Raw genomic sequence first — 19,983 nt, 5'->3', positions numbered from 1 at the left:
ACCTGGTGCGCTGGATCCGCAAGAAGTACAAACGACTGCGGCCGTTCAGGAAGGCCCAACAGTGCTGGCAGCGCATCACCCGCCAGTACCCGAGGCTCTTCGCCCACTGGGCATGGACACCGCGCTTCTGGTGATCAGGATGACAAGAGCCGTGTAACGGGAGACTGTTACGCACGGTTCTGTGGGAGCCCGGGGGTGAAATCCCCCCGGGCGACCCGACCTCAGGCTGCCACCCGTGCTTCAGGGCGTAGCTGATGACGGCTCGTACGTCGGCCGATGCCGGATAGGCGCCGTCAGTCGCGCATGCCCCCCACGGTGCCGGCCAGGCGACCGACAGCAGATCCGCCTGGAGTGCCTGGCTCGTCTTCCCAGCGCCCCAGACCCGCAGGCGAATGCACCTGTGGCAATCACCGCTGCCCTGCACGTGATGAATCCCCGCGCGCCACACGGTCCGCGCGTCGATTCGCAGCTGCCGCAGTCGAGTCCGCACGTGGGTCACCTCGCGGTCGATCTTTCCCGATCCGCGGATGCCAGCCAAGGTATTTGCCCCTGACACGTGCCGCCGATCGGGTTGCCGTGGTGTGCACGCTCATGCCGCAGACCGCGGGCGCCGGTAACTGGCCTGTTCGTCAACCATGCACCAGCCATGAAGCCGGGTGCATGAAGTGGCGCATCATGCCAAGTGCCTGGCAGCCATGCTTGACCGATCGATCGGCCCTGGCGGCGTAAGTCGGCCTGCCTCGTAGGCGGTCAGCCGACGCAGTATCTCCGTGCGGTCGTAGCTCGGAAAGCGGACCAACAGGAGCCGTAGCTCGAACTGCGACTCGCACAGCTGGTCGAAGGTCGCCCTGTCCATCGGCCGGGCGGACACGTGCCACGAGTCCGGTGCTGCCCAGTGGGTCATCCGCAGGTAGAAGGCGTCGCGAGGGCCGGCTTGGGCGAGCGCAGTCAGGAACGCCAACCCGTCGTCGATCGGGAAGTCGATGTAGGCCCATCCCACTTGCGAAGCGATGACCGGGGCCATGTGCGGCAATTGCTCCGGCCAGTCGGCGTTGCTCTCGCCCGCGTTCTGACAACAGGTCCACGTCGTCAACCCGAGACGCCAGATGACCTCGACAATCGGCGCAAGCTCTTCGTCGATGTCGGCGCTCAGGCCGCCCACGCTGACCCTGCGGACTGGGTGCAGGTTCTCGCTCACCCGCCGGATCCTACTGATCATGGATGTCGGCATGGGCCGGCAGTAGCGGTACCACGCCCTCCAATCTTCCTCGACGTGGCGCGCACTGTTTTGCGACTGGTGGTCACGGCGCCCGACGGACGCCCGTGCAGCGAACACCCGCCCTGTCAACGAGCTCCCGTCGCCTCAACCACCTAACGGTCCGGTGCGCCGCAGCTCGGACCCGCGTGGTCTCAACCACAGGTCCGCACCAAATGCTGCAAGGAAATCCGAGCGTGGCCGGTCAGCGACCTCGGCGGGCGTTGAGGCGGGCGGCCTGGCGCGTCAGGTGGTTGCGCTCGGCGAGGTTGGGGGCCTTGCGGGCCGCCTCGGCGTACAGCCGGGCCGCCGTGGCCAGGTTGCCGTCGCGTTCGTGGAGGTATGCCGCCACCGCCGTGTGGCGGGGCAGTGCGTCGTCCAGTGCTGCGAGCGCTGCCAGTCCGGCGCGCGGTCCGTCGGCCTCGCCGAGGGCCACTGCGCGGTTGAGCCGGACGACCGGGCTGTCGGTCAGGCGCGTGAGTTCGTCGTACCACTCGACGATTTGCACCCAGTCGGTCTCCTCGGCGGTGGGCGCGTCGGCGTGGAGTGCCGCGATGGCGGCCTGGGCCTGGAACTCGCCCAGCCGGTCGCGGGCGAGGGCGGCCTGCAGGATGTCGACGCCCTCGGCGATCGACGTGGTGTCCCATCGGCTGCGGTCCTGCTCGGCGAGCGGTACCAGGCTGCCGTCGGGCGCGGTCCGGGTGGCGCGGCGGGCGTGGTGCAGCAGCATGAGGGCGAGCAGCCCCGCCACCTCGGGGTGGTCGATCGCGGCCGCGAGCTGCCGGGTGAGGCGGATGGCCTCGGCGGCGAGGTCGACGTTGCCGGAGTAGCCCTCGTTGAAGACCAGGTAGAGGACGCGCAGCACGGTGGCGACGTCGCCGGGCTGGTCGAACCGCACGCCGGAGATGGTGCGCTTGGCCCGGCTGATGCGCTGCGCCATGGTCGCCTCGGGCACCAGGTAGGCGTGGGCGATCTGGCGGGTGGTCAGCCCGCCGACGGCGCGCAGCGTGAGCGCGACCGCGGACGACGGCGTCAGCGACGGGTGGGCGCACAGGAAGTAGAGCTGGAGCGTGTCGTCCGCCGCGGGTGCGGGCCCGGGCGCCGGCTCCTCGTCGACGAGCTCTTCACGTCGGCGGCGGGCGGCGTCGGCCCGGGTCGTGTCGAGGAACTTGCGCCAGGCCGCGGTGACCAGCCAGCCCTTCGGGTCTCGCGGCGGGTTGGCCGGCCAGACGCGGAGCGCCTCGATCAGCGCGTCCTGCACGGCGTCCTCGGCCGCCGCGAAGTCGGCTCCGCGGCGACGAGGATGCCGAGCACGCTCGGCGTGAGGCTCCGGAGCAGGGCCTCGTCCATCAGGTCACTCCGTGATGGTGGGCGGCGCGGTCAGGAAGGGGCGCAGCTCGAGCCACTCGTGGATCGGCTTGCCGCCCGCCCCGGGGGCGGCCGACAGCTCCCCGGCCAGCTCGAGGGCGCGCTCGTAGCTGTCGACGTCGATCACCATCCAGCCGGCGATGAGGTCCTTGGTCTCGGCGAACGGGCCATCGGTGACCGGCGGGCGCCCCTCACCGTCGTACCGGACGAACGTCCCCTCGGGGGCGAGCGCCTGACCGTCGACGAACTCGCCGGTCTTCTCGAGCCGGGCCGCGAAGTCGTTCATGTACTGCACGTGCGCCGAGATCTCCTCCGGCGTCCACTGGTCCATGGGCACGTCGTTGACCGCAGCCGGAGCGCCGCGATAGTGCTTGAGCAGCAAGTACTTGGCCATCGTGATTCTCCTGAGCGCTGGTGCGACCCATCGTGGTCACGTTCACCCCAGGGACGGAGCCGGTCACCAGTTCTCGACAGCGCCGTCCGATTTTTTTTTGGGGCTCTCGTAGCTGAGCCTGGGTGCACCGTCTCGTGGTGTCCAGATCCACGGCGTGGCGCGAGGGCGAGAAGGAACGGGCCCTCCAAGATCAGCAGCGACCAAGCAACTGAATGAAGAGAAGCTTTGCCTGCATACTGTACGTGTGCCCCTGGTGCGTCGTGGCGGCGCAAGGGAAGCCATTCGTGCTTCCGTTTGGGCGGTCAACCGATCACGCTTCACGGGTGGGCGAGCGGGCCGGCGTGACCTCCCAGAGAACACCGAGGCGATGGCCTGCCGGGGACAACCGAGCCCTACAACCAGAGCGGCGGATCGGGAGCTTCATCGGCTCCGCACCAGCAGCCCATCAGCCTGCTGCCGGCCCAGGAGCCAGCCGGGTAGCTCAGCGGCTTCGCCCTCCACCGTTACCACGCACGGCCGGCCGGTCTTCACCTCCCAACTTCGATGACGGTCCGTCGGCGCCAGGCGGAGCGCCGACGCCTCATTGCTCGGCGCACCTACGACTTGCCGCGCAGGACGGCGCGGCGCTGCTTCAGTTCGTCCTCGCCGATCTCGCCGCGGGCGTACCGTTCGGCGAGCGTGCGCTCGGCGGCGCCGCGGGCGGACTGCCCGGGCGACCTGCGGTAGACCACGTACCCGATCCCGGACAGGACGAGGACCCAGAACAGGATCGGCAAGATCAGCCACCAACCCGGTCCCCCGCCATTCCAGGGACCGTGCCCTTCCGACCATCCCGGGTACGGGTGGGCGTGCAGCGTGAAGCTCATCAGTTCTGCCGGCATTGCAATCTCCTGTCGTGTGGGCTGCTTCTGCGCCGTTCCCTGAGATCGTGCGCCGGCCACACCGGCAGCATCGTCGGTCAGGCAGCGGCACCCGGGGTACGTCGAGCAGCGCAGGCCGCTACGGGCACATACCGCCGCCGAGGTACGGCGACGCCGCGTTGCGCAACGCCGCGCTGGCCGTAACTGCCGGTTGTCGTGCGCTCTGCCAAGGTCGAGATCCTGCTGGCCCTCTTGAGCGGCGCCGCCGTCGGCGCCCTGGTCGCCCTGCTTCAGCCCGCCTGGGAGCCCGCGCTGCTGTTCGTGCCGCTCGTACTCGTCATCGCCGTCGCCTCTCGTGTGCCACAGGAGCCGGCCGTCGAGGCGGCGGCCACGTCCTAGGTGACTGGTGTTAAACGCGGGTTGGCCGGAGTTCCGGTCTACCCGTGTTGGTCTTTGGGGTTGCGGGCTGGTCTGGTGCGCGGCGGCGTTTGGTTGTGCTGATCAGCGGTTCACTGATGCCGGTGAGGACCGGCGGGCCGCTGCTGGGGCGGATAGTGGCTGGTGGAGGGCGTTCTGTGGTGGTCAGGCGAGGGTCCAGCCGCGGGGTTGGTGGGTGAGGCCGAGGGTGGCGAGCCGGGTGAGGTTGGTGGCGGCGGCCAGGAGTGTGAAGTCGGCGGCGACGCGGAGCAGGCCGCGCATGCGGGCGCGGCGGCGCCGTGGCGGCGGCGCATCAGGTGGGCGATCTTGCGCTCGACTTTGGGGCGGGTGGCCCGGTAGTCGGCCTTCCAGGCAGGGTCGGTCTGCCGGTTGCGGGCCGTGGTGAGGTGGGTTTCCCAGCGGCTGATGGTGATCTGCCGGCCGGTCTTCGACGCGGTGCACTGTGCTCGCAGTGGGCAGGTGGTGCAGGCTTTGCCGAAATCGGCTTTCCCGGCATGGCGGGGGTGCTCGCTGATCGGCCGGATCGCGGTGGTGACCTGGTTCGGGCAGGTCACCGTGCCCGCGCCGAGGTCGATGGTGAACTGGTCCTTGGTGAACTTGCCGGCCGGTGCGTTCGGGGGCTGGACCTTGGTCTTGATGTCGATCCCGACGTCGTGCAGCCGTTCGAGGACCTCGCCGGCGCCGTAAGCGGCGTCGCCGTAGACCGCCGCGTCACCGGCAGCGGTGTCGGTGGCGTCGACGGGTTCGGTGAGGTCGGTGATCAGGTCGGCGGCCGCTGCGGCGTCGCCGGTGTTGCCGGCGGTGACCTGCGTGGCGGTGATGATCTCGCTGTCCGGGTCGACTGCGATGTGCCCTTTGTAGCCGTCGAAGCCGCGGTGGCTTGTCTTATGACCGTGCCGGGCCTGCGGGTCGACGGTCGAGATCACCCGGTCCGCGGCGACTTTCCGGGCGATCCGCAGTACCCCGTCGTCGCCGGTTTCCAGGTCCTGACCCAGCACCGTGGCCAGCAGCGTCATCGCCTGGACGAGGGGTTCGGGTAGGTCTTTGCGGCCGTCGAGGGCGGCCAGCAAGGCGTAGCCGTCGCGGGCTCGGGAGTCGATCAATGCTTCGCGGGCGGTCTTGTCGTCCCAGTCCACGACCGGTTTCGCCGTGCTGGTGTAGTCGTCACCGCTGGTCAGCACCGCTCGTAGCTCAGCAGCCCGACCCCGGCCGGCTGCGGCGAGCAGGCCGCGGACCGCGGAGCGGATCAGGGTGATCGTGTCCATCGTGGCGACCGCGTCATACAACGGTGTCGAGTCCAGCACCCGGCGGCGGCCCACCAGCCCGGCCTGCCCGGCGGCGGCGAGGGCGACCTCGAAGATCCGGTCCGGGCGGTTCGAGCCGCGCAGCCGTTCCCGCATGTCGACCAGGACCGTGTGCGCAAACCCGGCCCGGCCGGCGCCGTCCCAGCCACCTGCCCCGGCCGCATACTGCCAGCGGACATCGAACGCGAACCGGTCGACGGCTTCGCGGTCGGAGAGTCCTTCCAGGCGCTGCAGGACCATCACCGTCGCCACCACCGACGGCGGCACCGACCGGCGGCCGGTCTGGGCGAACAGGTCGGTGAACAGGCCATCCGGGAACAGCCGGTCGCGGTGTTCGTGCAGGAACGCGTAGATCGAGTTCGCCGGCAGCGTCTCGGCGCAGAACCGGCTGACCGGATCGAAGAGATCCAGCTGCTGCGACGCTTTGCCCAACGTCATCCCAACAAACTACCGAAAATAGATGCAAGACGATGACCGCGGCGCCGGTGGCAGTCATCGTTTAACACCAGTCACCTAGGCCGGGGCGGGGGCGGCGGCGCGGGCGAACGCCAGGACATGATCCAAACTATCCTCCGGGTCATGACTTCGATCTCACCCGATCGGCGCAGCGTCGACTCCGCCCTGGACCCCTCGGCGGAGCAGATCCGGGACATGGGTGGGCGCGCCGTCGAGTGGATCGCCGCCTACCACGACTCGATCCGGGACCTGCCGATCGGCCCGCGAACCTCCGCTGCCGCACTGAAGGAGCTGCTCGCCGAGCCGCTGCCCGTCGAGGGCCGTGACTTCACCGACCTGCTCACGGTCTTCCGTGAGGTGATCGTGCCCGGCAGCCGGCACAACGGGCATCCCCGCTTCTTCGGGTACGTCTCGGCGCCGGGCACCGCGGTCGCCGCGGTGGCCGATTTCCTCGCGTCGGCGCTGAATGCGAACCTCACCGCGTGGCGGTCGGCACCGGCTCCCGGCGAGCTGGAGCACGTGGCCATCGACTGGATCAAGGAGGCTCTCGGCTGCGACCCGGGCGCCGGGGGCCTATTCATGAGCGGCGGATCGATGGCCAACTTCACGGCGCTCGCTGCCGCACGACACCGCCACTGCGGCGACGCGGTCGCCACCCACGGTGCGGCCGCATACCCCACGCCGCTGCGCGTCTACGCCTCCACCGAGACCCACCACTCGATCCACAAGGCCGCCGCGCTGCTCGGCATCGGGCGGGCGAACGTCCGCGAGATCCCGGTGGACGCCTGCTTCCGGATGGACGTCGACGCCCTCGTCCGCGCCATCGAGGAGGACCGGGCCGCCGGGGCGGAACCGTTCTGTGTGGTGGCGAACGCCGGCACCGTCGTCACCGGCGCGGTCGACCCGCTCGCCGATATCGCTGCGGTCGCGCGGCGGTACAGGCTGTGGATGCACGTTGACGCGTGCTATGGCGGCTTCGCGCGGCTCGCCCCCTCGGCTCGTCCGCTCTTCGACGGCATGTCGGAGGCTGACTCGATCGCCCTCGACCCGCACAAGTGGCTCTACCTGCCCGCGGACTGCGGCTGCCTCATCTACCGCGACCCCGAGGCGGCGCGGCGGGCCTTCAGCCTGGACGCCGACTACACCCGGGTCATGCAGACCGAGCCGGCCGAGGCCTTCGCCTTCTGGGATTACGGCCCGGACCTGTCCCGGCGATTCCGCGCGCTCAAGGTCTGGATGGCGCTGGCGCACGCTGGTTCGCGAGCTGTCGGCGACGCGGTCGAGGGCAACCTCGACTGCGCCCGTCACCTGGCCGAGCTCGTCGACGCCAGCGCTGACTTCGAGCTGCTCGCCCCGGTCGAACTCTCCATCTTCTGCTTCCGCTACCTGCCGGGGGGCGCACATGCCGGCTCGCGGTCCCAGTCCGACGAGGAGGAACTCGACCGCCTCAACGAACGGATCATGCTGGCGCTGCAGCAGGCTGGCAGCTCGTACCTGTCGAACGCGACCATCAACGGCCGCTTCGCGCTGCGCGGCTGCGTGCTCAACTACCGCACCACCCGCCGCGACATGGAGATCCTGCTCGACGACGTACGCCGCGCTGCCGAGCAGGCGATCGAGGAGACGCGCTGAAGACTCGACCTGGGGTTGCCAGCGGGCGACGGCTGGCTCGATTCCACCTTCCCCGCGATCGTCGCCACATCAGTTCCCACGCTGCTGCCCTGGTTGCATAGCAGGGACGGTGCGAACGCCGCTCTCGTGCCCCGGCAGGCGTACGACCTGACGGAGGGCCGTCGGTCGGGCTGCTGCTGGCCGACATGGCGGTACGCCGGACGTAGCCGCACGCCTCCGTCCGCCCCCACTGACACGGACACCCTCGTGCCGGAGCCATGACTCGTGGCTGTGTGGCCCCTGGTGCTTTGATCGCCGTCCCGCGTTGTCTCGCGGGTGCACCTCTGGGCCATGGCATCTGTGGTGCCCACCCGAAGCTTCGTGCTGGTATGCGCCCGGCGACCGGTTCCGGACGGGCAGACTCGTAACGGCCCTGAAGGAGGCGACATGTATGCAGGAGCCGCAGCGATGGCGCTGGTCGCTTCGGTCTTCGTTGCCGGGCTGTACGGCCTGCACCGTCTGGTCGCCCTCGCGCCCGACGCGCTCAGGGTCCTGCCGTTTCAGTCCGGCTGGGGGCCCGAGGAACACGCGCTGTCCCGGTACCACGTCCGGTGGTACCTCGCGACGCTGCTCTTCCTCGCCTTCGACGTGGAAATGCTGTTCATGTACCCGTGGGCGGTCGTCGTCGCTGAGGTGGGGGTCACGGCGATCGTCGAGATGTTCCTGTTCCTCGGTGCGGTCTTCGTTGCGGTGCTGTGGGCGTGGCGGGAGGGGGCCCTGCGGTGGGTCTGAGTCACGTTCTTGCCAAGTATGCGGTCGATCAGGCGCACGTCCTTGTGGTCGAGGTGCCGGGGCACTGGCTGACGCGTGTCGCGGCGGAGCTGCACATCCGCGAGCGAGGTTGGCTGCCCGTGTCCACGCCCGCCAACGCGGACGTGCTGGCAGTGTGTGGCACCTCCGGCTCGGAGATGGCGGCGGTGGTCGCGCGACTGTGGGACGAGATGCCCGGGCCACGCGCCCGAGTCGAGATCGATGCCCCGCACCTCGCGGCGGCGGCGTTCGACAGGGCTAAGGCCGAGCTTCTCGATGTGGGCCGGCAGCAGGACGACAGTCGCAGCCGATCCGCCATTCCAGACGACGAGCCGCACCGTGACGAGCACCGGGAGGTGCGCCACGGCGGCCATCACCACGGCGACCACGCCGGCGATGGCGAGGGGGGCGACACCGATCAGGTCGGTCACGCTCAGCACGCCGGCATGGACCACCACGAGCACGGCGGCCACGGCGCGCATGACGACCACGGCGGGATGGAGCACCACGAGCACGGCGGCCAGGGTGGAATGGGCCACGGCGGGATGGAGCACGGCGGCCACGGTGGGATGGACCACGGCGCGATGGACATGACGCCGGCCGGGATACCGCTCGCGCAGGGAGGCGACGACCGTGACGGCCTGGAGATGGACGTCCTGCACCTTCGGATGGGTTCGGTTCTGCCGCACTGGCCGGCGGGCCTTGTCCTGCGCTGCTCGCTGCAGGGCGACCTCATCGTCGACGCCGAGGTCACCGTGGTCGACGCCCGCGTCCCCTCCGACCAGGGTGACGTGAGCTACCCCGACGTACGGCACCACGCGGCGCGTCGCTGCGACAACGCAGCGGGACTGCTCGCCCTTGCGGGATGGGACGACGCGGCCAGCCACGCCCGGCGTCTGCGCGACTTGCTGCTGACCGACCGAGGCGCGGGGAAGGCGGCCGAGGATCTCGACCGGCTGCGTCACCGCATCAAGCGCGCGTGGCTGCTGCGCTGGTCGCTGCGAGGAGTCGGGCTCCTTACCGAGGCCGACCTTGCGCGCCTGGGTCTTCCCGGCCATCTACGAGGAGACACCTACGACCGACTGCTGTCCATGATCGAGCGGGTGGCCGATGACATTGCCGGCTCCGACGGCGGGAGCAGCGGTGCCAGCGAGCCGGTGTTGATCGTCAAGGTCTGCGACGTGGTGCGTGGGCTGGACGTCGCCACCGCGCGGCTGGTCGTCGCGAGCCTTGACCTCGATCCGCTGCCGGCGGCGAGCGAGGTGGCGCATGCCTGACACGGTCACTACGGTCCCCGCCGGATGGGCACTGGGTGCGGCTGCCATCTTGGGCCTACTCGCGGCCTTCGCCGCTGTGCTTGACGGGGTCTTCACGGCGCGGGCCGCGGGAGCAGGGCCGTCCGGGCTGACACGACCGTTGGGGGAGATGGCTCGGCTCATGCGGCAGCGGCGCAGGACCACGGTCGCCGCTGACACGCTGCTGTGGCGGATCGGCAGTTCCGGTCTGCTCTTCATGGCGCTGATGATCGTGACGGTGGTGCCGCTGGGGGAGTGGACGCTGTTCGACCTCGACGTCGGGGTGATGTGGTTCAACGCGATGGATGTCCTGGCGTGGGCTTTCGTGTGGCTGACGGGGTGGGGCGCCAATTCCGTGCACTCGCTGGTCGGCGGCTACCGCTTCCTGGCGCACGGGCTGGCGTACGAACTCCCGCTGATGTTCGCGCTGGTAGCGCCCGCGGTTGCCGCGTCGAGCCTGAACGTCGGGACGGTCGCGGCCGCGCAGGTGGACCTGTGGTTCGTGGTATGGATGCCTGTCGCGTTCCTGGTCTACTGCACCGGAGTCGTCGCGATCGCGGTCTGGGGACCGTTCACGCCGGCGCTGGGATCCGACATCGCCGGTGGCGTCACGGCGGAGTTGTCGGGGGTCGACCGGCTGGTTTTCCAGGGCGGACGGTACGCACTGCTGGTCGCGGGGGCGGCGTTCGCCGTGCCGATGTTCCTCGGCGGTGGGGCCGGCCCGCTGCTGCCCGGCTGGGCCTGGGTGCTGGTGAAGACGGTCGCCCTGCTCGCGGTGTTCGTGTGGCTGCGCCGCCGGCTGCCCGCGTTCCGACCGGACCTGTTCATGGAGGTCGGCTGGCTGGTACTGCTGCCCGCGGTGCTCGTGCAGGACCTGCTCGTCGCTGTCGTCGTGGTGTGGAGGACGTGACCCATGATCACTCACATCTCGTTCTGGGCCCTCGCCGTCGTGGCTGTGCTCGCCGGCGCCGCGGTCTTCTATGTCAACTCGATGGCCCGGGCCAGCTACGCCCTTGCGGTGTCGTTCATCGCGGTGGGCGTGCAGGTGCTGCTGCTGCAGCAGAACTACGTCGGCGTCGTGACGATCCTGATGATGGTGATGGAGATGGCCGTGATGGCCGTCTACATGGTCATGTTCATGGGCATGAACCCGGCGCTGATGCCGATGAGCATGGTGCACGACAAGCGGCACGCCCTGGCCGCCGCCGTCGGTTCCTTCGTGCTCCTGGCCGCCGGGGCCGTGCTCATTCCCTGGCCGGCCCGCCGTGGTAGGCCGCCCGCCGGCGTGACGGTGGCGTTGGGTGAGGAGTTGATGGGTCCGAAGATGCTGGTGATGGGGGTGGTCGGCGCGGTCATGGCGGCCACGATCGTCGCTGGAGTGGTGCTGGCCGCGCACCGCACCCGCTACGACCGGTTTGGCGACGACCTTCGCCGCCGACCGGCGAAGGACCCGCAACCGGGAGGCGTCGGCCGATGACCCTCCAGACGGTTCTGCTGGTGGCCGCGGCACTCTTCAGCGTCGGGCTGTACGGGGCGCTGTCCCAGCAGGTCGTGGTGATGGTGATGATGGGGCTGGAGCTGATGCTCAACGGGCTCATCCTGGCCGCCGCGGGCTTCTGGTGGTTCCTCGCCCCGGACCCCTCCGGGCAGGTGCTGCTGCTCGTGATCATCGTCGCGATGACGGTGGAGATGGCGATGGGCTTCGCCGTGGCCACCCACCTGCATCGGGTACGGCGGGTGGACATGACCGACATGGCGGCGGACCTCAACGGATGAGTGACTTCGCCCAGGCCTCGCTCTGGTTGCTGGTGATCCTGCCGGCGGCGGTCGGCGGTCTGCTCGCCCTCACCCGGCGGGCGGACCGGATCGTCGTAGCGGTCTCCCTGGGCGCAGCCGCGCTCACCCTGGCGCTGTCGGCGGTGGTGGCATTCCAGCGGCCGAGCGTGGCGGTGCCGTTCATGGCCGGCGCCGACTTCGCGCTCACCGTCGACGGCCTGGCCGCCCTGCTCGTGCCCACTGTCGCGGCGGTGACCCTGCTGGTGCTGGTCTTCGCGGCCGGGGAGATCCAGCGGGCGCGGGCCCGGTTCCACGGCCTGATGCTGCTGTTCGCCTCCTCCGCCGCGCTCACCGCGACCGCGGCGACGCTACCCACGCTGCTGTTCGCTTGGGAGATCATGGGTGCGGCCTCGTACGCGCTCATCGGCTTCTGGTGGCGCGACGACGACCGCATGTCGGCCGGTCTGACCGCGTTCGTCACCACCCGCACCGCAGATCTGGGCCTCTACCTCGCTGCGGCCGCCGCGCTCGCCGGCGGGGCGGGCCTGGCCCTGGCTGACCTGCCCGGCGGCAGCATGGGGTGGCGACACGTGATCGCCGCCGGAATCCTGGTCGCCGCGCTCGGTAAGGCCGCGCAACTGCCGTTCTCGTTCTGGCTGTCCCGGGCGATGGCCGGTCCCAGCCCGGTCAGCGCCCTGCTGCATTCCGCGGCGATGGTCGCCATGGGCGGCTACCTGCTGCTGCGGGTGGAGCCGCTGCTGGTCTCGACCGGCTGGGCGGGAACGGTGACCAGCTGGCTGGGTGCCACGACGGCCCTGCTGTTGGGCGCTGTGGCGGTCGCCCAGCGGGACCTCAAGCAGTTGCTGGCGGCCTCCACCGCCGCGCAGCTGGGGTTCGTGGTGATGGCCGCCGGGGCCGGTACGGTCGCTGGCGCGCCGTACACCTGGTCGCGCACGCCGCCACCAAGGCGCTGCTGTTCCTCGCCGCCGGGGCGTGGCTGACCGCCCTCGGCACCCAGCGGCTCGCCGGCCTGTCCGGCGTCGCTCGGCGCTGGCCGTTGGTCGGCTGGTCGGCCACCGTCGGCGCGCTCGCCCTCGCCGGCGTCGCGCCGCTGTCGCTCTGGGCGACCAAGGACGCCGTCCTCGCCGCCGCCCTGGCGCAGTCCCCATGGCTCTACGCCGTCGGCCTGGTCGCCTCCGCCCTGTCCGCCGCGTATGCCGGGAAGATCCTGATCGTGATGTGGCGGCGGGTGCCCGCCGACCGGCGGGCCGACGTCGAGGCCCACCACGAGGCGGAGCAGGGCATCGGCGGCGTGAACCTGTTCCAGCAGTTGCCCGTGGTCGTGCTCGCGGTGGCCGCCGCCGTACTCGGGGTCCTCGCCCTTCCGCCGGTCGACGGCCTGCTGGCCCGAGCGGTGGCAACGGGGGAGCGCCCCGGGCCGCTCCGCTTGAACTCGGTGTGTCCGCGGCCATCGCGCTGGTGATCGTCCTGGCCGTGGCCCGCAGGCGAGTCCCCGAGCCGCGGTGGGCGCTGCGCTGGCTCGGACTGGAGAGCGCCGCAGGGCTGCTCGTCGTACGCCCTACTCTGTGGCTCGCCGACGCCCTGGCCCGCTTTGACGACCGGGTGCTGGACCGGGGCGTCGAGCGGGTCGCGGCCGCGACCCTGCGGGTGGCGGACCGGTCCGCCCGCGCCGACGACCGGTGGCTGGACGGTGCCGTGGAGCGGTTCGCCGGCTGGACGCGCCGGCTGGGTCAGCTCGCGCGCCGGCCGCAGACCGGCCAACTGCATCAGTACTACCTGCAGGCCGTCGTGGTGGTCGTGGTCGGCGTCCTCCTACTCGTCGCGTTGAGGTGAGCGTGCTCAGTCTGATCGTCTTCGTGCCCCTCGCCGCCGCACTGGCGCTGGTCGGCCTGCCCCGGCTCCGCGATGCGCCGACGCGTTGGGCCTGGGTGGCGGTGGCGGCCGTCGACCTCGCGCTCGTGATCGTCGTGTGGGTTAGGTACGAGAAACCCGCTCCCGGCGGGCTCGCCTTCGAGGAGCGGGCCGCCTGGATCCCGGGTGTGAACAGCAGCTACCACCTGGGGGTCGACGGGTTCTCGCTGCCGCTGGTCGCGATGACCGCGGTGATCTTCCTGGCCTGCGCCGTGTACGCGCTGCGGGAGCGGCACCGGCCCCGCGCCCATGCGGCGCTGTTCCTGTTCCTGCAGAGCGTCAGCCTCGGCCTGTTCGTGGCCGCCGACCTGATCCTGTTCTTCGTCTTCTTCGACCTGTCCCTCGTCGGCATGTACTTCTTGATCGCCGGATGGGGCCACGGCAACCGCGGGCACTCAGCGATGAAGTTCTTCCTCTACACCTTCCTCGGCTCCCTGGCCCTGCTCGTCGGCTTCATCGGCCTCTACGTCGCCGCCGAACCTCACACCTTCGACATGCCCGCGCTAGCCGCCGCCACCCCGTTGGCCGGCCGGCCTCTCGCTGGTGGGTTGGTGCTCGCCGCGATCCTGGTCGGCCTGGCGGTGAAGACCCCGACCGTGCCGTTCCACACCTGGCTGCCGCCCGCGCACACCGACGCGCCCGCCGTCGGCTCGGCGGTGCTGGCCGGGGTGCTGCTGAAGATGGGCACCTACGGCTTCGTCCGCATCGCCATGCCGATGCTGCCGCAGGCCTGGCGGGCCTGGGCGTGGGTCGTCATCGTCGTCGGCGTGGTGTCGGTCATCTACGGCGCGCTCGTCGCGCTGGCCCAGACCAATGTCAAACGCATGATCGCCTACACGTCGGTCAACCACATGGGCTACATCGCGCTCGCGGTCGGCGCCGCCGGGCTGGTCGCCGCCGACACCACCCAGGCTCGGACCGTGGCGGTCACCGGGGCGGTCACCCAGATGGTCAGCCACGGCCTGATCACCGGGGCGCTGTTCCTCCTCGCCGGCGTCCTGCGCGACCGCGTCGGCACCTATGACGTGGGTGCCTACGGCGGGCTCGCCGCGCCCGCACCGGCGTTCGCCACGCTCTTCGCCGTCGGCGCTTTCGCGTCCCTGGGCCTGCCCGCGTTCGCCGGGTTCATCGCTGAGTTCCAGATCTTCACCGGCAGCGTCGCCGTCGCCCCCGTCACCGCGGTCGCGCTGGTCGGCATCCTCGTGACCGCCGCGCTGTTCCTGCGCGCGTTGCAACGGGTCTTCACCGGCGAAACCCGAGGACACTCGATCGGATTCACCGACCTGCGCCCGAGCGAGATCTGGTCGGCCGGGCCCCTGCTGCTGCTCTCCCTCGCCATCGGCATCCTGCCCCGACCGCTACTCGACGTCATCGAGCCGGCCTCCGCCGCCGTCGTCGATCTCGTCGGCAGGTGACCGGTGGACGCCGAGATGGGGATGCGGCCCCTGCTCCTGCTACCCGAGATGCTGCTGCTCGTCGGTGGCCTCGGCGCGCTGATCGGCGGCTCGTTCGTCCCTCGGCAGCGACAGTGGCTGATCCGGGTCCTCACCGCCGTCGTCCTCGTCGCCGCCATGGCCGCCGCCGCGGTCCAGCTCGGTGGGCCGGTGCAGCGTGCGTTCGAGGGCACCTACGCCGTCGACACCGCCACCGGCGTCGCCCGGATCCTCGCCGCGTTCGGAACACTGCTCGTCCTGACCCTCGCCGCGGATGAGATCGCGGCGTCGGCGCGGGAAAGCGAGACCTACGCGCTGCTCCTGTTCGTCACCACCGGGACAGTGGTCCTCGCGGGCGCGGACGACCTGCTCGTCCTCGCCGTCGGGTTCCTGCTGGCCACCATCCCGCTCTACGGGCTGATCGGCCTGGTGAACACCGCCAGCGGCGCGGAAGCCGCGATGAAGACCTACCTGATGGGTGCGCTGTTCGGCATCCTCCTGCTGCTCGGCGTGACCATCCTGTCGGGAGTCGCCGGCACGACCATGTACGGGGACCTGACGGACCGACTTACCCAGGCGCCAGCGGTGGCCGTCGCAGCGGCGACCGTCGGCGTCGTTGCGGGGCTGATGTTCAAAGCCGGCGGCGTACCGGCTCATTTCTGGGTGCCGGACGCCGCGCAGGGTGCCGGCGCACCGTGGCGACTTTCCTGACCACGGTGCCCAAGATCGGCGCTCTGATCGCGGTGTACCGGTTCGTCCTGGTGCTTCCCCGCACCACGTCGTGGGCGCTGCTGGTGGCGATCTTCGCGGTCGCCAGCATGACCCTGGGCAACCTGGCCGCCTACTGGCAGAACGATCCACGACGCCTGCTCGGCTGGTCGACCGTGAGCCAGGTCGGCTTTCTCCTCGTACCCGTGGCGGTGGCCGGACGCAGCGACCTCGCGTTGCCGTCGCTGCTGGTCTACCTCGCCGGCTACACGGTGACCAACATCGCCGCGTTCGCGGTCACGGCCGCACTGCCCGAGCACCGGGAGCTCACCGCCTACGGGGGCCTGGCCCGGCGGCGGCCCTGGTTGGCCGCAGCGCTGCTGGTGGCGCTGCTCGGCCTGGTGGGCACCCCACCCACCGCAGTGTTCGTCGGCAAGCTGACCACCGCGACCGCCGCCTGGGACGGCGACTACGCATGGCTCGCTGTCGTCGCCTTCGTCAACACTGTGCTCAGCCTGTTCTACTACCTGCGCTGGATCGTGCCGGCCTACCGCACCGCCGACGCCGACATGGTGGCTACGGAGCAGGTCAGCCCTCGACGGTGGTCCGCGCGCACCGCCGTCATCGCGGCCGCACTCAGCCTCGCCGCGGGTCTCGCGGCGGGTCCGCTCTGGCAGCTGGCCAGCCAGCAGTAGGAACTGAGAGCTGGCGTCGTCACCCGTCGGACATTCGAGGGCGCGGGCTGGGCCGGACTACGCCGTGCAGGCGTGGTGCAGTCCTGGCTCGCTAACGGAAGCGGGACCGCCGGCCAGGGCGGCAAAAGTTGAACGGAAGGCCGGACAGCGGGTGAAGTCGTCATGCTCGCAGGCCAACGCCGCGTCGATCAGCCGCAACGACCCCTGTGACCGGGCGATCCGCTGGGCGAGGTCGGTGCGGTGCCGGCGCATGAGGTCCCGTCTGGTCGCGCCGTCGGCCTCGATGATCTCGCGGATGTCGTCGAGCCGGAACCCGGCTTCCTTTGCGCGGAGGATGGCGGCGATGCGGTGCAGATGGTCAAGCCCGTAGCGTCTGCGCCCGGCTGGGGTCCGGTCAGGCACGAGCAGCCCGACGGACTCCCAGTGCCGCAGCACGTGGGTGGGCAGGCCGAACCGGCCGGCGGCCTCCCCGATGCTCATCCCCGACGCGCAGCCGCTTGACGTCATGTCGACATTAAGTCGCAGGCTGATCAGCATGTCAATGCAGCACAACACCGCCCAGCCGGCCTCCGGAACCGACCGCCTGATCCGGTTGCTCGACGCCGCCGACGCTCTCCCCGCTGCCGCCGCCCTACGCGCCCGCTCCTACGACCTGCTGCAGCTGACCGCGTCGTGCGCGGTGGTCGACGTCGGCTGCGGGACGGGCCGTGCGGTGGCGGAACTCGCTGCCCGGGGTGTGCGACCGATCGGCGTCGACCGCGACGAACGGATGATCGCGGTCGCCCGCGCCCGGCTGCCCCAGGCAGATCTACGCCTCGGTGACGCCTACCAGCTGCCGCTGCCCGACGGATCGGTCAACGGGTACCGGGCGGACAAGGTCCTCCACGAACTGGACGACCCCTCGCGCGCCCTCGCCGAAGCGCGGCGGGTGCTCGCCCCCGGCAGCCGCATCGTCCTGATCGGCCAGGACTGGGACACCATCGTCATCGACTCCGACGACCCCGCCCTCACCCGGACCATCGTCCACGCCCGCGCCGACACCATTCCCGCGCCCCGAGCCGCCCGCCGATACCGCAACCTGCTGATGGAGGCCGGCTTCCTCCGGCCGGACGTGGAGGTCCGCACCGGTGTCTTCACCGACGCGACGATGCTTCCCATGCTCGCCGGGTTCGCCGATGCAGGGAGGACGACCGGCGCCGTGACCGGTGACCAGGCCGACGCGTGGGTTACCGACCAGCGGCGCCGAGCCGCGAATGATCGGCTGTTCCTGGCGCTTCCACTGTTCGTGGCCTCGGCACGCCGGCCGTGACCTGCGTGCGGCGAGACGGCCAGGCCAAAGGCCCGGCCGACGGCCGCCGCAGTCAGCGGTCGGTGTGCTGGTCGCTTGGTGGCTAATCAGGCCTGGTAGGCGAGGTTGATCATCATGCCGGTCTCGGCGTGGTAGATGTTGTGGCAGTGGGTCATCCACTGGCCCGGGTTGTCGGCGTCGAGGTCCACCGCGACGGTCTGCCGCGGCGTGACGATGACGGTGTCCTTGAGGGCGGGCTTCCACCGCACTGCCCGCTTGGCTCGTCCTCGGCCGGTGGGGTCCAAGGATCGGGTGATCAGGTAGAGGCACTTCAGGGCGGCTTGCTCGGTCGGGAAGTGGCCGCGGGCGCGGACGGCGCGGCAGTAGCGGGCGTTGAGGGACTCGATGGCGTTGGTGGAGCAGATGATCCGGGGGATTTCCACGTCGTAGTCCAGGAACGGGACGAACTCCGACCAGGCCGCCCGCCACAGCTTGATGATCGCCGGATACTGTCCGCCCCAAGCGGTGGCGAAGCAGTGGAAGTCGCCGTGCGCGGTGAATCGTTCGAGGTCGGACGCCTGCTGCCACAGCGGTGCCCGCGCAGCCGAGAGGGCCTTGTTGAGGACGTCTCGGCGCACCTGGCGGACCAGCGGTGCGGCCGTCGCCGATGTGGTGCCGGAGCTGCTCGACGGCGTCGCGCAGTGACGCGCACCAGACGAACCGGCGAGGCGCCGGCAGTCCGGCAGGGCTCACCGGAGACAGCGCTCGCTGAGTTTGATCGGGCCGTCTACCGAGGGTGTTCGCCGGCGGGCGACCACCAGCCTTCGACCGAGTTGCCGACAAGAAGCGCAACGTCGTAAAACTCTTCAACAGATCCTGCCGAAGTCCGAGGCGACGCCGTCGCAGGGACCTTGTCCTCTGACACCGCTGCCGGGCCTCTGACGTCCGTGACCAGTCTGTCTCGGGCCATGCCTGATAGTCCGACTGGACCCGACGTAAGGCACCCGACATCGGGATCCCCTGGCGCGCCGCCAACAAGTACTCTCCTGGCGGAGAGGAACGAGATGATCAATCGTCGAAAGTTGATCGCCACCGGTCTGGGTGTCACGGCCGGCCTGGTGACCGCAGGTTGCAGCCGTGGGTCCGCGTCCGGAGCCGCGTGGTCGCAGCCTGGTCTGGCTGCGGCGAGTGCGCCCGCGGGCGAGGTGCGTGTGACCGTCACCCCGGCTGCCGATGCGACCAAGGTGTCGCCGCTCGAGCAGGTGGTCGTGGCGGTGGAGGGCGGCACGCTCAAGGACGTATCGGTGGCCACCGGAGGCAAGACCGTCGCCGGCAAGCTCGGCAGCGACGGTCAGACGTGGCGTTCGACCGGCAAACTGGCCTATGGCAAGACCTACACGGTTGCCGTGTCGGCGGCCGACTCCGCCGGCGCGCTGAGCCAGCACAAGAGCAGCTTCCGCACGGTCAAGCCGTCCGGGGTCGCTTCCGTCACGTTCCAGGCCAGCGCACTGACCGCCCTCCGGGACGGCGGCACGTACGGGGTCGGTCAGCCGGTCATGGTGAACTTCAGCAAGCCGGTCAAGAACCGCGCCGAGGCCGAGAAGGCGATGCTGGTGGAGACCACGCCGGCCGTCGAGGGACGGTGGCGTTGGATCGACGGCCAGAACGCGCACTGGCGGCCGGCGAAGTACTGGACCCCGGGCACGAAGATCTCGGTGAAGGTCAACCTCTTCGGCCGTGATCTCGGCAAGGGCGTCTACGGCGGGGCCAACGCCAGCACGAACTTCGCCATCGGCCCGTCCCGCATCGCCATCGCCGATGCCACCACCCACCGGATGAAGGTCTACATCGACGGCAAGATGGTGCGGGACATCCCGATCAGCATGGGCAAGGGCGGCACCGCCGTGGGCGCGAACGGGGAGGTCATCAGCTACTGGACTCGCTCCGGCCCGCACGTGGTGATGACCCGGGAGCCCTCACACCGGATGACCTCGGCCAGCTACGGGCTCGTCGATCCCAAGGATCCCAACTACTACGACGAGGTCATCAAGCTCTGTCTGCGGATCTCCTACTCGGGCGAGTTCGTCCACATGGCCGACTGGAACATCGGTGCCCACGGCAACCGGAACACCTCGCACGGTTGCATCAACGTCGGACCGGCCGACGCTCGATGGTTCTACGAGACGTTCCGGCCCGGCGACGTGGTCGATGTGCGCAACACTCCTCGGCACATGGCGCTCACCGACGGGGTGGGCGACTGGACCGTACCGTGGGACAAGTGGTGATCGGAGGCGGCTTGGCACGGCCCTGTGCTCAATGGCAGCACGGTGCCGGGATGGCCGTCTCGGTCAGGAAGTGGC

16 protein-coding genes and 3 pseudogenes are annotated in these 19,983 nt (G+C 70.3%); 12 read left to right on the top strand and 7 right to left on the bottom strand.

Features of this window, described 5'->3' with window-relative positions:
* Positions 1–673: 673 nt before the first annotated feature.
* From JNW87_RS01925 to JNW87_RS01910, 4 genes and pseudogenes are all read right to left on the bottom strand, one after another.
* Complete coding sequence (locus JNW87_RS01925) at positions 674–1,198, bottom strand: hypothetical protein (RefSeq protein ID WP_146231157.1); 525 nt, start codon at positions 1,196–1,198, stop codon at positions 674–676.
* A gap of 262 nt (positions 1,199–1,460) precedes the next feature.
* Positions 1,461–2,605, bottom strand: a pseudogene (locus JNW87_RS01920) (RNA polymerase sigma factor).
* Between the two features lie 4 nt (positions 2,606–2,609).
* On the bottom strand, positions 2,610–3,017 hold the full coding sequence (locus JNW87_RS01915) for a YciI family protein (protein WP_109803115.1): 408 nt from the start codon (positions 3,015–3,017) through the stop codon (positions 2,610–2,612).
* Positions 3,018–3,613: 596 nt separating this feature from the next.
* On the bottom strand, positions 3,614–3,898 hold the full coding sequence (locus JNW87_RS01910) for an SHOCT domain-containing protein (protein WP_161557907.1): 285 nt from the start codon (positions 3,896–3,898) through the stop codon (positions 3,614–3,616).
* A gap of 195 nt (positions 3,899–4,093) precedes the next feature.
* On the opposite strand from JNW87_RS01910, the gene JNW87_RS01905 reads away from it, so the two are divergent.
* On the top strand, positions 4,094–4,276 hold the full coding sequence (locus JNW87_RS01905) for a hypothetical protein (protein ID WP_109803114.1): 183 nt from the start codon (positions 4,094–4,096) through the stop codon (positions 4,274–4,276).
* A 110-nt stretch (positions 4,277–4,386) separates the two neighbouring features.
* Here the strand turns inward: JNW87_RS01905 and JNW87_RS01900 are convergent, their stop codons facing one another.
* Positions 4,387–6,057: an IS1182 family transposase gene (locus JNW87_RS01900; RefSeq protein ID WP_238452833.1), complete on the bottom strand. Its 1,671-nt coding sequence runs from the start codon at positions 6,055–6,057 to the stop codon at positions 4,387–4,389.
* 141 nt (positions 6,058–6,198) lie between these two features.
* Here JNW87_RS01900 and JNW87_RS01895 point away from each other — a divergent pair, with 141 nt between their 5' ends.
* The 9 genes and pseudogenes from JNW87_RS01895 to JNW87_RS01855 all read left to right on the top strand — a co-directional run bounded on the left by JNW87_RS01895 (position 6,199) and on the right by JNW87_RS01855 (position 16,335).
* A complete protein-coding gene (locus JNW87_RS01895; RefSeq protein ID WP_161557906.1) occupies positions 6,199–7,707 on the top strand; it encodes an aminotransferase class I/II-fold pyridoxal phosphate-dependent enzyme in 1,509 nt (502 codons plus the stop codon).
* A 447-nt stretch (positions 7,708–8,154) separates the two neighbouring features.
* A complete protein-coding gene (locus JNW87_RS01890) occupies positions 8,155–8,478 on the top strand; it encodes an NADH-quinone oxidoreductase subunit A (protein ID WP_201749759.1) in 324 nt (107 codons plus the stop codon).
* Positions 8,469–9,773, top strand: a complete 1,305-nt coding sequence (locus tag JNW87_RS01885) for a hypothetical protein (RefSeq protein ID WP_109803120.1) — start codon at positions 8,469–8,471, stop codon at positions 9,771–9,773. Before JNW87_RS01890 ends, JNW87_RS01885 begins: the two co-directional genes overlap by 10 nt.
* Positions 9,766–10,701, top strand: a complete 936-nt coding sequence (locus JNW87_RS01880; protein ID WP_109803110.1) for a complex I subunit 1 family protein — start codon at positions 9,766–9,768, stop codon at positions 10,699–10,701. Before JNW87_RS01885 ends, JNW87_RS01880 begins: the two co-directional genes overlap by 8 nt.
* 3 nt (positions 10,702–10,704) lie before the next feature.
* On the top strand, positions 10,705–11,268 hold the full coding sequence (locus JNW87_RS01875; RefSeq protein ID WP_109803109.1) for an NADH-quinone oxidoreductase subunit J: 564 nt from the start codon (positions 10,705–10,707) through the stop codon (positions 11,266–11,268).
* A complete protein-coding gene (locus JNW87_RS01870; protein WP_109803108.1) occupies positions 11,265–11,567 on the top strand; it encodes an NADH-quinone oxidoreductase subunit K in 303 nt (100 codons plus the stop codon). The genes JNW87_RS01875 and JNW87_RS01870 overlap by 4 nt, the downstream gene beginning before the upstream one ends.
* Positions 11,564–13,421 (top strand): annotated as a pseudogene (locus JNW87_RS01865) (proton-conducting transporter membrane subunit). Before JNW87_RS01870 ends, JNW87_RS01865 begins: the two are co-directional and overlap by 4 nt.
* A 2-nt stretch (positions 13,422–13,423) precedes the next feature.
* A complete protein-coding gene (locus JNW87_RS01860; protein WP_109803106.1) occupies positions 13,424–14,914 on the top strand; it encodes a NuoM family protein in 1,491 nt (496 codons plus the stop codon).
* 3 nt (positions 14,915–14,917) lie between these two features.
* Positions 14,918–16,335, top strand: a pseudogene (locus tag JNW87_RS01855) (NADH-quinone oxidoreductase subunit N).
* 57 nt (positions 16,336–16,392) lie between these two features.
* Here JNW87_RS01855 and JNW87_RS01850 read toward each other — a convergent pair.
* The gene (locus JNW87_RS01850; protein ID WP_238452832.1) at positions 16,393–16,872 is read right to left on the bottom strand and encodes a MerR family transcriptional regulator; all 480 of its coding nucleotides are present in this window, start codon (positions 16,870–16,872) and stop codon (positions 16,393–16,395) included.
* Here JNW87_RS01850 and JNW87_RS01845 point away from each other — a divergent pair.
* Positions 16,871–17,644: a methyltransferase domain-containing protein gene (locus JNW87_RS01845; protein ID WP_238452831.1), complete on the top strand. Its 774-nt coding sequence runs from the start codon at positions 16,871–16,873 to the stop codon at positions 17,642–17,644. The two genes, JNW87_RS01850 and JNW87_RS01845, sit on opposite strands and share 2 nt — an antisense overlap.
* Before the next feature lie 86 nt (positions 17,645–17,730).
* Here JNW87_RS01845 and JNW87_RS01840 read toward each other — a convergent pair whose 3' ends face one another.
* Positions 17,731–18,261 (bottom strand): transposase, encoded by a 531-nt coding sequence (locus tag JNW87_RS01840; protein WP_375373448.1) that lies wholly within the window; start codon positions 18,259–18,261, stop codon positions 17,731–17,733.
* Positions 18,262–18,834: 573 nt separating this feature from the next.
* On the opposite strand from JNW87_RS01840, the gene JNW87_RS01835 reads away from it, so the two are divergent.
* Positions 18,835–19,908, top strand: coding sequence for an Ig-like domain-containing protein (locus JNW87_RS01835; RefSeq protein ID WP_236648112.1), 1,074 nt, complete (start codon positions 18,835–18,837; stop codon positions 19,906–19,908).
* The last annotated feature ends 75 nt before the right edge of the window (positions 19,909–19,983 follow it).

Origin of the sequence: Micromonospora sp. ATA51 (assembly GCF_016802855.1) — a bacterium.
GTDB classification, from domain to species: domain Bacteria; phylum Actinomycetota; class Actinomycetes; order Mycobacteriales; family Micromonosporaceae; genus Micromonospora; species Micromonospora sicca.
Note: the sequence above shows the minus strand (reverse complement) of the source record. Positions and strands in the feature narration are given on the sequence as shown.